This window comes from candidate division KSB1 bacterium (assembly GCA_022566355.1).
Classification (GTDB): domain Bacteria; phylum Zhuqueibacterota; class JdFR-76; order JdFR-76; family DREG01; genus JADFJB01.
This window is the reverse complement of record JADFJB010000051.1, coordinates 1-13,894: the sequence shown is the minus strand read 5'-3', so window position 1 is coordinate 13,894 and position 13,894 is coordinate 1. Positions and strand designations below refer to the sequence as shown.

Genomic DNA, 13,894 nt, shown 5'->3' with positions numbered 1-13,894 from the left:
TGGTCGATTTGGCTGCCGTGTACAGCCGGGAATTATCGAATTCGGACGGTGGTAACAATGTCCTTACACTAAGTGCTAGTGGCTGGACGTATGACTTCACTTTTGTATTGTATGATTATGAAACCGAAAGTTTATGGTATCACATGCCAGGAGAAGACGGTTTAACCTGTATCAGCGGGGTATATGCAGACCGCAAACTTGCAGAATTCCAATCGACTAAAACTCGCTGGCGCACGTGGAAGCAAGAGCATCCGAATACTAAGTTTATGGATCCCGATTCCAAATAAACCCCCCAATAATTAGAGTCTGAATAAAAGCAGTACTTTCGTGTCATTCCCATCTGAGGCTGAAAAAAATTTAGTAACGGATACGCACGGATTTTTCCAGATTTTCTCTTATTGCTTACAAATCCGAGGGGGAAAATCGCATTTCGTATTATTAAGGTCATACTTTGCAAAAGATGGTACTCCCAATGAAAAATGCCATAGAGCTTATAGGCAGTATTTAGGTGGCCCAGGTTTGAGGCTGGTGGAATGGAAAATGAATATAGTGCCTATCAAAAGAAGATGCCTTATTGAGGGAAATTATCGAAGAAAGATACGTATCATGATTTACAACCTATATGTCCTTTAATGATCAACGTCTAAGAAAAACGTGAATCGGCTGACGTAATAGGAGCAATTTGTATTGTGTAAACACTCAACGAAATTTGTCGTTTCGATGATGCCCTTCTGAAACTACTTGATTATATCCAGGATATTATTTATCAAAAGGTATCTTTTAAATATTTATTTTTATGATAATATCTCAAATTATAATATGAAAGAATTTGCTCTCGCTGTGCACGGCGGCGCTGGTGTTATCCCAAGAAATTTTGCTGACAAAATTAAGCAGGAATATTTGGATGGCTTAGAGGAAGCGCTAAAAGTGGGTCTCGTAATTTTACAGAAAGGCGGCGCCAGCCTGGATGCCGTTGAAGCCACAGTTAAAACTTTAGAGGACAATCTGAAATTCAACGCCGGGAAAGGTTCAGTCTTCAATCATGAAGGCAACCATGAGATGGATGCTTCAATTATGAATGGTACCGATCTATCATGCGGCGCTGTGGCTGGGATTCGAGGAGTAAAAAATCCCATCAAACTTGCTCGTTTGGTTATGGAAAGGACTGTTCATGTGGCTTTGGTTGGTTTGGGAGCTGAACAGTTTGCCCAAAAAATGAATGTTGAATTTTGTGATAACGATTATTTTTATTCCCAACTTCGTTATGACCAGTGGACGAAAGCAAAAGAACGAGATTCGATTCGCCTGGATCATTCTGTAGATGATGATTCGCAGACAAAAGAAAAAGGGACGGTTGGCGCTGTGGCATTGGATAAAAATGGCAACCTGGCGGCTGCAACCTCTACAGGAGGATTGACCAACAAAAAATATGGTCGTCTTAGTGACAGCTCCCAAATTGGCTGTGGAAATTATGCAAATAACAAAACCTGTGCAGTTTCATGTACTGGCACAGGTGAAGAATTTATCCGTCATGTGGTTGCATATGACATTCATAGTCAAATGTTTTACAAAGGCTTGAGTTTAGAACAAGCAGCGCATAATGTGGTTCATCAAACGCTAAAGCCTGATGATGGCGGCATTATTGCCGTGGATAATCTTGGCAATATTGTGTTTGATTATAATTCGGTAGGCATGTTCCGAGCTGCCGCCGATTCGGAGAATATCTATGAAGTGAAGATTTGGGAGTAAATCAACTTTCATGTTGAGTGTGACTATCCTGATTTGAATGTTAAGTGACTTTCCAATGTAGATCGGAAGTGTATTTGTGAAACAATACTCGGTAGTTGATTGGACGCGTAAACAAAAAGATAGATTTAAAGGGGCTAAGTTGAGTAACATAATTAATCTTAAAACAAATAAGAGGAATAGGATGATAGTCAAACTGAGACAAGTGAATTTATTCGTCATTTTAATTCTTTTGTTTTGTCTAAAGGGATTATTTGCTCAAAATAATGGGGATCTCCTAAAAGAAATAAAATGGCGTAACATCGGTCCGGGAAATTTTTCGGGAAGGTTCGTTGATGTTGAAGCATTGGATAACGATTTTAGCCATGTTGTGGCTGCTTCTGCCTCGGGTGGTGTGTGGAAATCCGTCAATGCCGGAACTACATGGAAACCGATTTTTGATGATTACGGGAGTGCATCGATCGGGGATATTGCCATTTTTCAGAATGATCCGAACATCATCTGGGTGGGAACGGGTGAAGCAAACAATAGAAACAGTGTAGCCTGGGGGGATGGTATTTATAAATCCACAGATGGTGGAAAAAGCTTTCATCATATGGGACTAAAAAAAACTTATCAGATCGCCAGGGTAGTCGTTCATCCAACCCATAGAAATATTGTTTATGTTGCAGCGATTGGCTATTTATGGGGATATATCGGCGACCGGGGTTTGTTCAAAACCACGAACGGCGGTAAGAGCTGGGACAAATTAACCAATGGCTTACCCGATGATGGTAAAACAGGTGCAATCGACCTGGTCATAGATCGGGGCAATCCCAATACTCTGTATGTTGCATTTTATCAACGGCTTCGCAAACCCAATCGATTTGATAGCGGAGGCCCCAATGGCGGAATTTTCAAAACAACAGATGGCGGAGATACCTGGGCCAAATTAACTAACGGCTTACCTGCTGGAGAAACAGGGCGCATTGGGCTTGACATTTATCAGTCGAATCCAAAAATTCTTATGGCAATTATCGAACACGGATTTCAGCCTAGGGAAGACAATCCGGATTATTATAATATGAAACTGCTTGGTACTGGAATTTACCGCTCCGAGGATGGCGGGCAAAACTGGCAATACATGAATCGCTACAATAACCGGCCCTTTTATTACAGCCAGATTCGTATCAATCCATTGGATGATCAAAGAGTGTATGTGTTAACCACAACAATCCGGTTATCAGAAGATGGCGGCAAAACTTTTGTTCCCGGCGGTCTCGAATTCGAAGGCGGTCTCGATTATCATGGCATGTGGCTGGACCCATCCAACAAAGATAGATATTACCTGGCCAAGGACAAAGGGTTAACCCTGACCTATGATCATGGTAAAACATTCCAATTATTCGATCATATTCCGGTGGGTCAATTTTACGCACTCGGCGTTGATATGCGAGATCCGTATTTTGTTTATGGAGGAACCCAGGATAATGGCACCTGGGGCGGTCCTAACTTCAGCAAAGATGTCCGTGGAGTGTTGAATGATTCGTGGTGGAAATTACATTGGGGAGACGGCATGTTTGTCCAGGTGGATCCAACCGATTGGCGTCAAGTCTACACCGAGGCTGAAAACGGCAGCTTTCGAAGATACAATGCGGAAACACGACAGGTTGAATTTAGTCGCCCAAATCCTTCCAATATTATTAATTATAACGATTATGTTAAAGAAGATTCTGCTCCTGGTAACCGATTACCAAAGCAATTCCGTTTTAACTGGCGGGCGCCACTGGTGATGTCTCCCCACAATCCGCAAACTTTGTATTTGGGTAGTAATTATTTATTTGAAACAGTGGATGGTGGTTATCACTGGCGAATTGCCAGCCCGGATTTGTCGACCAATAATCCGGCTAAACAAGATGCGCTTTCCGGTGGTTTAACCCGTGACATGTCTGGTGCGGAAACCCATTGCGCCATAACCAGTATTTCGGTTTCGCCTTTAAATTCAGCTCTCCTTTGGGTTGGAACAGACGATGGAAATATTCAGATAACCCGCAATGGCGGAGTTAACTGGACAAATATTCGAGAGAATATTCCCGGTGTTCCCGATGGCATGTGGGTCAGTTGTGTGGAAGCTTCCCATTTTGATGAAGGTATTTGTTATGTAACTTTTGATGGCCATCGAAGTGCGGATCTTTCGTCATGGATTTACAAGACTAACGATTTTGGTAAAACATGGAATAAAATTACCAATAATATACCTGATGGGCATTCAATGTATGTGATTCGGGAGGATCTTAAAAATAGAAACCTGCTTTTTGCCGGTTCTGAATTTGCCTGTTTTGTGAGTTTAAATGGAGGTCAATTCTGGACGCGATTCATGAATAATATGCCTACTGTCGCTTTTTACGATCTGGTCATTCATCCTCGCGATGGCGACTTGATCGCAGGGACTCATGGCCGTGGTTTTTGGATTGCCGATGATATTACTCCCTTGCAGCAATTGACGAATTCTATCCTGGATTCTGAAGCTCATATTTTTACCAACCGACCTATGACGATTTGGCAGGATGCTTCCCGCGGCGGTGTTCGTGGACAGATGTTTTATGCGGGAGAGAATCCTCCATACATTCCAAAAAGAGAAAATATAGTCAGGGCTAAATTAATTAGCGGCGGATTGATCAACTATTATCTCAAATCAAAATCCAAAGAAGTCTCTATCGAAATAACCGATCTTTTAGGCGCCAAGAAAAGAACCATTTCCGTTCCAGGCGAATCGGGATTAAATAGAGTTCTTTGGAATTTCCGCTTCGATCCAACACCTGAACAAATCAATCGATTTATTAAGAACCTTGAATCGAATCTCGACCTAATTGCTAAATTTCCACAAAAAACTAAAAAACAAAAGCAGGTATTAGAACATGCTCAAAAAATGGTAAAATCATCAAAAAGTATTGAAGCGCTAAACCAACTGATCGATCAATTACGAAAAACTTTTGGAAGTATTAGTTTGTTTCGAAGAACTTTTCGTGGCAGACTGCGAGGAGAACAAGCAAATCCAGGGGATTATTTAGTCAAAATGAAAGTTAACGGCAAAATCTACACAAGCAAAATTACCTTACGAAGCGATCCAATGGGTAATTAAGGCGATATTTTAATCAGCAATTAAAAGAGAGGAAATCATGATTCGGAAATTATCAACTGCCTCATTTATTCTTTTATTCACTTTCTTATGCAGTATTGTGTCAGCCCAGGAAAAACCACTCAAAATATTTATTTCTGTAGATATGGAGGGAATTGGTGGTATAGGAACCGCAAAGATGACTCGTGGAAATGGCAAGGATTATTCAATTGGGCGCAGGCTAATGACCGACGAAGTAAATATTGTAGTAAAAGCTATTTTTGAGCATGGCCCTGCTGATATTCTTGTGAATGATTCCCATGGTGATATGCAGAATTTATATCATACTGAATTGGATGAAAGAGTCACATATATCCAGGGGAATCTCAAACCATTAGGGATGGTACAGGGTTTGGAAGAAAGTTTTGATGGGGTAATATTTATTGGCTACCACTCAAAAGCTGGCGATCCCAACGGATTCCTGGCCCATACCGGTTCGGGATCGGTGAAGGGACTATGGCTGAATGATATTGAAGTAGGGGAGGGCGGCTTAAATGCTGCATTTGCCGGGGAGCTTGGAGTACCTGTGATTTTGGCTTGCGGAGATTTGGATTTAACCAAGGAATTAAAGCAATTGCTTGGAACAAATACTGTGAGTACGAAAGAGGCTATTACTCCACAGGTGGCAAAACTGGTTCACCCCAAAGTTGTACATAAACGCCTGACATTTGCAACGAAGGAGGCTTTGCGAAACCTGGATCAGGCAAGGCCTTATGATATCGGAACTCCTGTGCGAATCAAAATGAAGTTGGCCTCAACAATGCATGTAGATATTTTGCAAGCTATTCCGGGAATGGGAAAAGGTGAGAATGGGTTTACGGTTACTTATACGGCTAAGAATATGAACGAGGCCTATAAACTAATACGACTAATGTATAAATATATTAGTTATTGAGATTATTGAGCTTATTAGCTGGTTTTGGTGGAAGATTCAATTTCAAAGTTAGTCCTGTGTCTCTAGATTATAGAATAGTTATTTTTAAATTTGAATGTGACCTTAATTTTCTAAAATCACTTTTGTTATAAGTGATCAATTCATCACAAAATTGTTCGTGCAATAGAAGTATGAATACAATCGTTAATGATTGAATCCGATTTTATTTGCCAACATACATGCTCTGGAAAATTGCATTTCAGAATATTGAAAAGAAGTTAAACTTAGAAAACTTGTTATGTTGTGCTCTATGAAATGATTTGAAAATCCCAATTTACTTAATGCAAAAGCAATTTTTTGTAATACTAAAAATGAGAAAAAAAACTGCCATTTTTTATTGCTTTTTTAATGATGTCGATAGATACAATATGCTTTTCTTTGTCTTAAATTATTATTGAATGAATAATTACATCTGTATCAAAATATATCACTTATTTATCTCATTGGTCAGTTCTGATAGATCTATGTTAGGATCGACTGTAAGTTGAAACTGTTGGTTAAACGCAAGAAGCTTTTCAAAACTTTTTAGGTTTTTTTGATTCGCTTTATTTTCTTGGTTTGCTTTGAGAATAATTTTTTTTCTAGTTGTTTCGATGCTTATTTTCTCTCCTGGTTCTAATCCCAATTTTTTTCTTATCTTTTGGGGATAAGTATTCTTCCAAAATTGTCGATTTTGGTTATCACTACGAATCCTTTATGGGAAAAATATTAAAAAAATTGCAATAATCAATTTGTTATGTTTTTGTTTGAAATCCAATCATAGGATTCTCAATGCGAAGCTACTTTTGCATAATTTTTGCTATAAAAGTTAACTGTACATTAAACGTTAAGGAGCTTTTTTTTGATTGGTAAAACAGCCCTCTTCATTTTATACCTCTCGATGAGCCTGGTATCAAATCCGGTTAATAGCCAAACCTATCCTTTTAATTCTCACCAATCCGTAAAAATAGTGAACCCAAAGGAATATGAATTCAACTGCTTGCCAATTATTAACCATGCTACATTTTGGCAAAAAATAGGAAGATACAGAACATCTTCAAATGCAATACAAAAAATTAATTACCCATTATTTGACTGGCCGCTTATTAACCAATTACACGATGGTTTATTTTTGTTCAACTATGTCGATGATGACAATTCAAACACTTTTGCTGATTACATGGGTAATCCTCATACCTACAATGGACACCAAGGGACTGATGTGACCCTTTTCAATTTTCGAGCAATGGATCGTGGCATGAAAATCGTTGCAGCTGCAGATGGGACTGTGGTTGAAACCGTTTTTTCTAAACAAGACCGAAACACCAAACCGCCATATCCCGATTTTGGAAATAGAGTCATTGTTCAACATGATGATGGAACTCATGCCTGGTACGTTCATTTTCGAAAGAATTCTGTTACGGTTGAAGAAGGTGAAACAATTGAAAAAGGTGATGTGCTCGGACTTGCCGGTAGTTCAGGTAATTCAACAGAGGCGCATTTACATTTTGAAGTTGGGGAATACATCAACGGAATTTGGCAGAAGCGTGATCCATGGCAGGGAACCTTAAATACGCTACCAAGTCTTTGGCAGAACCAGGAGCCGTATGTGGGGAATGATCCGATCAGAATTTACGATATGGGGGTAACAACCAGGGCTTCTGCCGGTGGAGATGAAAATTATATTTCTTTTGATCTATTTAAAGAGAGACTGTCTCAACCGGAAGTATTTGGAAAAGATGAAACAGTTATTATCGTTTGGCTACAGGTTCAGGGCCAGGCGGGTGATGCTTTTACATTAAGAGTCCGTCGTTCTGATAATTCGCTGTTTGATCAATCGAGCTTTACGCTTCCGGATAAAGCTCAAAGAGCATGGTATTATTTGGATTGGAATTTCGCGCAAAATGTATTCCCAACCGATTATGGTAGGTGGACAGCCACAATAAGTGTTGATGTATCCGTAAAAAAGCAAGTTGATTTTGAGGTGGGGGAGAATACAGTATTTCGGCCGCGATTTGCACCTCTTGCCGGACGGTCATTTCGCATAAACGAAGAGACACAGCGGGATACGCTTAGAGTTTCATCTCTTGGAGGAGAAGTCACATACTCTTTGTTGAATGAATTGGATTTTGTATCTCTTCAGCAAGATTCGATCGTAATTATCTCTGCCACATCAACCCAACCTAGCAGATCATTCTATTTCCAAGCTATTGCAATGGATCAAGCAGGTTTAAAAGACACAATGTGGTACCACATTGTTGATCCTAGCAAACCGCGAACCAATACTGTGCCTGTGGAGTTAAGCACATTTTCAGCAAAATTCAAAGATAATACAGTAGAATTATTTTGGACTACTTTGTCCGAGACAAACAATTATGGATTTGTTGTTGAACGAAAAAGTGAAAATGGATCCTGGGACAAAATAGGATTTGTAAAGGGGAGTGGAACGACTGCAAACCTAAACGAATATACTTTTCTGGATCAAAACCTAATGCCAGGTACTACCTATTTCTACCGTTTAAAACAAATTAACAGTGATGGTTCTTTCGAATATTCTCGTGAAATAAAAATTGATTCTGTACCAGTTACAATTACGCTTTGGCAAAATTATCCGAATCCGTTTAATCCGATTACAGCAATTCGATACCATATTCCGGAAGACACAAATGTGAGTTTGCAGATTTTAGATCTCAATGGAAAATGGGTGTCTAATCTTATTGAAGAAAAGCAGAAGACCGGAACCTACACCATCGAGTGGAATGCAAAATCCTTAAGCTCGGGAATATATTTTTTTAAATTAGAAGCCGGTAGATTTACTGCGATAAAAAAAGCAGTGTTTTTAAAGTAAGTTTAAACGATGGGAATTGATTAGTCCTTACTCTGAAAACCTATTTCAGAACTTTTGATAAGCTATTTTTAAGTCGATAATATTTAAATGACTCGGTTGAAAAATTTAAAAACTATTTTAAATACCCGTCCTGAACACAAGCTACTAATAGCTTGCCTTAAGTCTCATATGGATCAAAAGAATGCTCTTGACATCAAGGAATTGCTTACTCAAAAGATAGATTGGGACTATTTTCATCGCATAGTAGCGCTACATGGAGTTTTGCCAATCATTTATACTAATTTGAAAAACATTGCTCAAGATTCTGTTCCCGTTAAGGAGATGAATCACCTTAAAGAACAATATTTAGCAAACGTACAACGTAATCTTATTCTGACAGGAGAGTTGCTAAAGATAATGGATTTATTTGAATCAAACGGGATAGAAGCAATTCCTTTGAAAGGACCGGTCTTTGCAGAATCGGTTTACGGAAGTTTATCGCTGAGACAATTTGTTGATTTGGACATATTGGTACGGAAAAAGAATGTGTTAAAAGCCAAAAGCCTTTTACTTTCAAACAAATATAATTTATTAAAAAAAATAGAAATAAATGAAGAGGTTTATCTTATAGAAAGAAATGATTTTGAGTTCTTAAAAGAAGAGGGCCGTATCAGGGTAGAGCTTCACTGGGATATTATATCAAAAATTTACCATTTCCCCCTGGACCTGGATAAGTTATGGGAGAACACGCATAAGATATCATTCGCTGGGGCAACAGTTCTTAACTTGTCGTCTGAGGATTTGTTTATCATCCATTGTATTCATGGGACAAAACATAATTGGAAAAGATTAAAGTGGATCTGTGACATCTCTAAATTAATTGAAGCAAATCCTGAAGTGGATTTGAATTGTATTCTGAAGTTAGCTAAAAGTATTGGTGGCGAAAGGGTGCTTTCACTGGGTCTTTTCCTGGCTAACGACCTTCTTGGCGCTCAATTACCCGATCAAATAAAATCATTATTACAATCAAATCGTGCTGTGCATTCGCTTGCTCAACAGGTTTATAAGTGGTTATTTACAATGTCCGATTATGGTACCCACAAAACCCCCTTGTTCAGGATTAAGGCAAGAGAACGTTATCGTGATAAGATTGTAATTCTAGCTCGCAATACACACTGGGTCTTAACTCCAAATGAAAAAGACCGCTATTTTCTTTCTCTTCCTTCATTCCTTTCATTTCTATATTTTGTAGTGAAACCAATCAGGTTGATCTCTCAATATGGGTTTGGGTTTGTGTTTTCTTTAAAGAAAAAATAAATTTTCAATTATAGTTTTTTGCGCATCATCAATTTAAATGTTTTAAAACCATTTTGCTGCCAGAATTGAATTTCCACCCTTGTTTAGGATGTGGATATCCAAATCCAGGAAATGAACTTTTTGTGCTTTAAGTCATTCTAAACTTTCTTTCAATTGTAGAGTACCAATGCTTGTGCTTCCCCAATTGGGCAATCCATCAGCAGTCCTCTGTCTTTTAAAAAATTCATTTCGAAGGTTTTGTGTATGAAGTAGGTTAGTTGTAAACGCCCGTAAAATGTTAAGTACCGATGATGTGGCCGGACTGAGGAAGCATAGCGACTGAGACTGACAGAAACTACCGCTCTTGCAGAATTTTGCCCACTTTTACATGGTTCCGCAGGTAGCGTCGCGACTGCCTTTTGGTTAAACCATCGATCTGAGGTTCAGTGATGATAATGGCGTCATTCCCGGTTGCAATGGCCAAATGGCAGGCAGAGCTGCCAAGAATCTGGCCGGGCACAGCAGAAATGCTATTCTCTGCCACTTCGCATTTTCGAAAGGTAATCGCTTCATTGTCGTGATATGTTCGCCGTACAAACCAAGGGTAGAGCGCACGAGTTTGCCACTCGATTTCCGCGGCGGGCAGGGTCCAGTTTACAACAGCGTCATTGGCGGCCAGTTTTGGCGTTTCCGTAGCCAGCGAGTCGTCCTGTGGTATTGGCTGCAGTGAGCCAGAGGCCAGACCATCCAGTAACTCTGGCAAAGCGTCGGTTGCGAGCTTACCGCATTTGTTCAGAAGGGATAGGCCGGTTTCATCAGGTGCAATCGGCGTGGTCTTTTGCAGAAGCATGTCGCCGGAGTCATACACTTCACTCATTAAGTGAAAGGTCACGCCCGTTTCGTTATCGTTGGCGAGAATTGCAGCCGAGATGGGGTGCAGTCCGCGATGGCGGGGCAGGAGAGAGGGGTGGCAATTGATGCAGCCGAGCGCCGGGATTGCCAGCAGTTCCGCACCAAATTTTCTGGGCCAGGCAAAAGTAAGGATAACGTCTGGGGCAAGCTGGCGAATGTGTGACCGAGCGTCATGCCGGTTGATATCCGCAACCTCAAGTACAGACGCTCCGAGCCTGCTTGCACTGTGTGCGAGCTTGATTTGCTCAAGTGATTCCGGCGACAAAAAACTGGTCGCAAGTGAACGTGCTTTATTTGAGTACGCCAGTAAGCCGCGCACAAGTTTCGGTAAAGCTTGGGTCCACTCTCTTGAAGGATAGATAACGATCCCAATCGGCTGGTGGCCGCTCACGGCAATCCGCTTGAGTGCATGGATGCGCCAGTGGTACCAGTTTGAAATCAACAGGACTTTGAGCATGATGCCTTTTCCATTTTGATTTTTGGGTATATCAATAGTTCTTTTAGAATTCGAACATAAACATAAGCAATCACCTTGGTTGTCGTTTCTGCAACAAGGATCAAATCACTTGCATTCTGCAGAGATTTACAAAAAAAGTTTAATGGTCAAATTCAGGAGAAAGTTCAAATAATGGATCAAACTGTTGATGATATAGTCTTTCTTTTTTGTGAAGATCCGTTATAGCGCTAAGATCGTTTAATGAAGCGGTCTAATCTGGATGTTATTAATTAAAGTTTCATTAAGATGGGGCATTTCTTTTGTATCCAGTTTTAATATCTGTACTGATCTTATTGAGTTTCGATTAGCCTTTCAGATTCAAGTTCACTAACGATTTCCCGCACACTTTCTTCGGCTTTTGAATGATCCACATCAAATTCTTTTTGTAATTCGTTGGTGATTTGTTGTAATGCCAATCCATTTTTTAGATGTTTCCAAATCGACCAACCGGTTTCATTTAAAGTATAATATCTTTGGTTGTCTAAATGAAGCAGAACAGCTTCGGTCGGTTCGAGTTCTGTAGATACGACTTGTGAATTGACCTGGTATTTTTTAACTTCGTTATTCATTTTTTCTTCCTTTATTAATATTGTGTTAAACTTCCGTGTATTTTAGCTTGCCGTACTGCCATTCTAAATGATAATACGCTTATGGGTAGCATAATGATTGAGAATATACCAAGAGCCATAACACTATTCGTTAACTCTCCAATCGAACTACCTTTTAATAATGCCATACGCATCCCTTCCAGTGAATGAGTAATTGGCAACATATATGAAATTTTCTGTAACCAATCCGGTAACACAGAAACAGGATAATAAACACCGCCTAGCAACCATGAAATTCCTGTAACTAACCAATCGACAGGATTGCCACGTTTCATAATCATAATAAATGAAGCTGAGATTATTCCGAGACTACTGAATGAAATAATTGTCAATAAAAAGATTATTATAGCGGCAAGATAATTTGCATTGGAAAAATCAATACCTAAAAAAACAACACCAATTGTTAAAAAAAGTATTACATGAACGGATGTAATTAAGAAGCTATAAATGGATGATGAAATTATGATTGTCGGTATTTCAGTTTGTGTTACCAGGAGCGCTTCCAAAGTTCCAGTGGTTTGGGCTTCCCGGATACTTTTTGAAAGGCCATTTAATGAAACGGCTAAGTAACTGGAAAAGCTAAATCCTATGATCACATAAGAAAAATAATCACCGCCATATTTTGAAATAGATTCAAGAGGTTTCGATCCAAATAAATTTGATAAGAAGTATAATGTTAAGATTGAAAATAACACTCCTAAAAACTGAAAAATAAAATCAAAACGGTAACTAGTTGAGATTAGAAAATCTCTTTTGGCAAAAGCCAATGGTTTTTTAAGTGATAATAAGAGTTCACTCATTGTACAATCCTATCATAAATTTTCGAAAGATCAGGCTTTTGATGTGTGCACTCCAGAATTCGGCCATTAAAACTAACAATTTGCGAAATGATATCCGATATTCCGACTTTGCCATTTTTAATTTGGATTGCCCATATTCCGTTCTCTACATTGTGAAAGGATACAGAATCTTTGAAATTTGCAGATTCTATTATGTGTTTGAATTGTGTGTCCGAATTTTCCACTGAAATCTTGTATATTTTTTCTAAGTTAATCGTATTACGGATTTGCTGTAAGGCTCCGATTGTTTTGATCTCACCTTGGTGAATAATTCCGACTCGATCAGCAAGTTCTTCAGCTTCATAAATGTTGTGAGTCGTTAACAGCACTGTATTTTTTTCTTCCCCGACAATTTTTTCTTTGATTAATTTTTTTAAATCTTGCGAAGTAGACCGATCCAAACTGCGGGTGGGTTCATCCATGATTAATATCTTTGGATTTGTAAGCAAACCTCTTGCAATTGCAAACTTTTGCCGCGTGCCAGTAGAGTAATTCTTAAAAGGTTTATTAGCTTCTTTATGCAAATCTAATAACCCGAGAACTGATTCGATTCTGGTTTCATAAGTCACTTTTGATAAGTTGTTTAAAGTGGCAAAAAACCTAAGATTTTGTTTGCCGGTTAATCTCCAGTAAAAACTGCGTTCGTCACTAACCACAAGACCAATGGATCTGCGAACCGATTTATTGTCTGTAACAACATTAAATCCGTTTACAAGTGCCTTTCCGGATGACGGTAAGATGAGGCTGCTTAGAATTTTGATCAGTGTAGTTTTTCCTGCACCATTTGGTCCAATAAACCCAAATATAGTTCCTTCTGAAATATTAAGTGATATTCCGTTCAGTGCATTAACATTATCATATTTTTTTACTAACAAAGATATTTCTATAACATTTATTGACATATTAAATTGATAATCCTTTCTTTTCTTTTTGTTAAAAATAATGAACCCTTGAATTCAATAAAATCTCCTATATCAATAGTTTCATTAAATAATGTAAAGTGTTCTTTTTCCACTTCCCCCTTTTTTAATAACGCCTGAAACGTGGCAGTTCCATCAGAGAAATTGAGAAATATAATCGCCCCCTGACCTCGAAGTGAC

General features: G+C 39.0%; 12 protein-coding genes. 6 read left to right on the top strand and 6 right to left on the bottom strand.

From position 1 onward, the window contains the following. Nucleotides 1-8: 8 nt before the first annotated feature. The 4 genes from IIC38_10615 to IIC38_10600 all read left to right on the top strand — a co-directional run bounded on the left by IIC38_10615 (nucleotide 9) and on the right by IIC38_10600 (nucleotide 5,798). Nucleotides 9-287: a DUF3179 domain-containing protein gene (locus tag IIC38_10615; protein ID MCH8126404.1), complete on the top strand. Its 279-nt coding sequence runs from the start codon at nucleotides 9-11 to the stop codon at nucleotides 285-287. A gap of 532 nt (nucleotides 288-819) precedes the next feature. Next, entirely contained in the window at nucleotides 820-1,749 is a 930-nt protein-coding gene (locus IIC38_10610) for an isoaspartyl peptidase/L-asparaginase (GenBank protein ID MCH8126403.1), read from the top strand. Nucleotides 1,750-1,930: 181 nt separating this feature from the next. Beyond that, entirely contained in the window at nucleotides 1,931-4,867 is a 2,937-nt protein-coding gene (locus IIC38_10605; GenBank protein MCH8126402.1) for a hypothetical protein, read from the top strand. 37 nt (nucleotides 4,868-4,904) lie between these two features. Then, entirely contained in the window at nucleotides 4,905-5,798 is an 894-nt protein-coding gene (locus tag IIC38_10600; protein ID MCH8126401.1) for a M55 family metallopeptidase, read from the top strand. A gap of 466 nt (nucleotides 5,799-6,264) precedes the next feature. Here IIC38_10600 and IIC38_10595 read toward each other — a convergent pair whose 3' ends face one another. Further along, entirely contained in the window at nucleotides 6,265-6,462 is a 198-nt protein-coding gene (locus tag IIC38_10595; GenBank protein MCH8126400.1) for a hypothetical protein, read from the bottom strand. Nucleotides 6,463-6,678: 216 nt separating this feature from the next. Between IIC38_10595 and IIC38_10590 the strand changes: the two genes are divergently transcribed. Both IIC38_10590 and IIC38_10585 read left to right on the top strand, forming a co-directional pair. Then, nucleotides 6,679-8,664: a peptidoglycan DD-metalloendopeptidase family protein gene (locus tag IIC38_10590; protein MCH8126399.1), complete on the top strand. Its 1,986-nt coding sequence runs from the start codon at nucleotides 6,679-6,681 to the stop codon at nucleotides 8,662-8,664. Between the two features lie 168 nt (nucleotides 8,665-8,832). Next, nucleotides 8,833-9,960 (top strand): nucleotidyltransferase family protein, encoded by a 1,128-nt coding sequence (locus tag IIC38_10585; protein MCH8126398.1) that lies wholly within the window; start codon nucleotides 8,833-8,835, stop codon nucleotides 9,958-9,960. A gap of 334 nt (nucleotides 9,961-10,294) precedes the next feature. On the opposite strand, the gene IIC38_10580 is transcribed toward IIC38_10585, so the two are convergent. The 5 genes from IIC38_10580 to IIC38_10560 form a co-directional block, all read right to left on the bottom strand. Next, nucleotides 10,295-11,308, bottom strand: coding sequence for a methionyl-tRNA formyltransferase (locus tag IIC38_10580; protein MCH8126397.1), 1,014 nt, complete (start codon nucleotides 11,306-11,308; stop codon nucleotides 10,295-10,297). A 329-nt stretch (nucleotides 11,309-11,637) separates the two neighbouring features. Beyond that, nucleotides 11,638-11,916, bottom strand: a complete 279-nt coding sequence (locus IIC38_10575) for a PqqD family protein (protein MCH8126396.1) — start codon at nucleotides 11,914-11,916, stop codon at nucleotides 11,638-11,640. 14 nt (nucleotides 11,917-11,930) lie between these two features. Then, nucleotides 11,931-12,755 carry an ABC transporter permease gene (locus IIC38_10570; GenBank protein MCH8126395.1) on the bottom strand — a complete coding sequence of 275 codons (825 nt, stop codon included), beginning with the start codon at nucleotides 12,753-12,755 and terminating at the stop codon, nucleotides 11,931-11,933. Beyond that, nucleotides 12,752-13,696 (bottom strand): ABC transporter ATP-binding protein, encoded by a 945-nt coding sequence (locus IIC38_10565; GenBank protein MCH8126394.1) that lies wholly within the window; start codon nucleotides 13,694-13,696, stop codon nucleotides 12,752-12,754. Before IIC38_10565 ends, IIC38_10570 begins: the two co-directional genes overlap by 4 nt. Then, nucleotides 13,687-13,894: lysine--tRNA ligase (locus IIC38_10560; protein ID MCH8126393.1), on the bottom strand; the 208-nt coding region annotated here is incomplete at its 5' end. The genes IIC38_10565 and IIC38_10560, both read right to left, overlap by 10 nt.

Excerpts from the sequence above, each read along its gene's own strand:
- IIC38_10610 (MCH8126403.1), top strand. The coding sequence starts at position 820 with ATGAAAGAATTTGCTCTCGCTGTGCACGGCGGCGCTGGTGTTATCCCA.
- IIC38_10605 (MCH8126402.1), top strand. The coding sequence starts at position 1,931 with ATGATAGTCAAACTGAGACAAGTGAATTTATTCGTCATTTTAATTCTT.
- IIC38_10600 (MCH8126401.1), top strand. The coding sequence starts at position 4,905 with ATGATTCGGAAATTATCAACTGCCTCATTTATTCTTTTATTCACTTTC.
- IIC38_10585 (MCH8126398.1), top strand. The coding sequence starts at position 8,833 with ATGGATCAAAAGAATGCTCTTGACATCAAGGAATTGCTTACTCAAAAG.
- IIC38_10580 (MCH8126397.1), bottom strand. The coding sequence starts at position 11,308 with ATGCTCAAAGTCCTGTTGATTTCAAACTGGTACCACTGGCGCATCCAT.
- IIC38_10575 (MCH8126396.1), bottom strand. The coding sequence starts at position 11,916 with ATGAATAACGAAGTTAAAAAATACCAGGTCAATTCACAAGTCGTATCT.
- IIC38_10570 (MCH8126395.1), bottom strand. The coding sequence starts at position 12,755 with ATGAGTGAACTCTTATTATCACTTAAAAAACCATTGGCTTTTGCCAAA.
- IIC38_10565 (MCH8126394.1), bottom strand. The coding sequence starts at position 13,696 with ATGTCAATAAATGTTATAGAAATATCTTTGTTAGTAAAAAAATATGAT.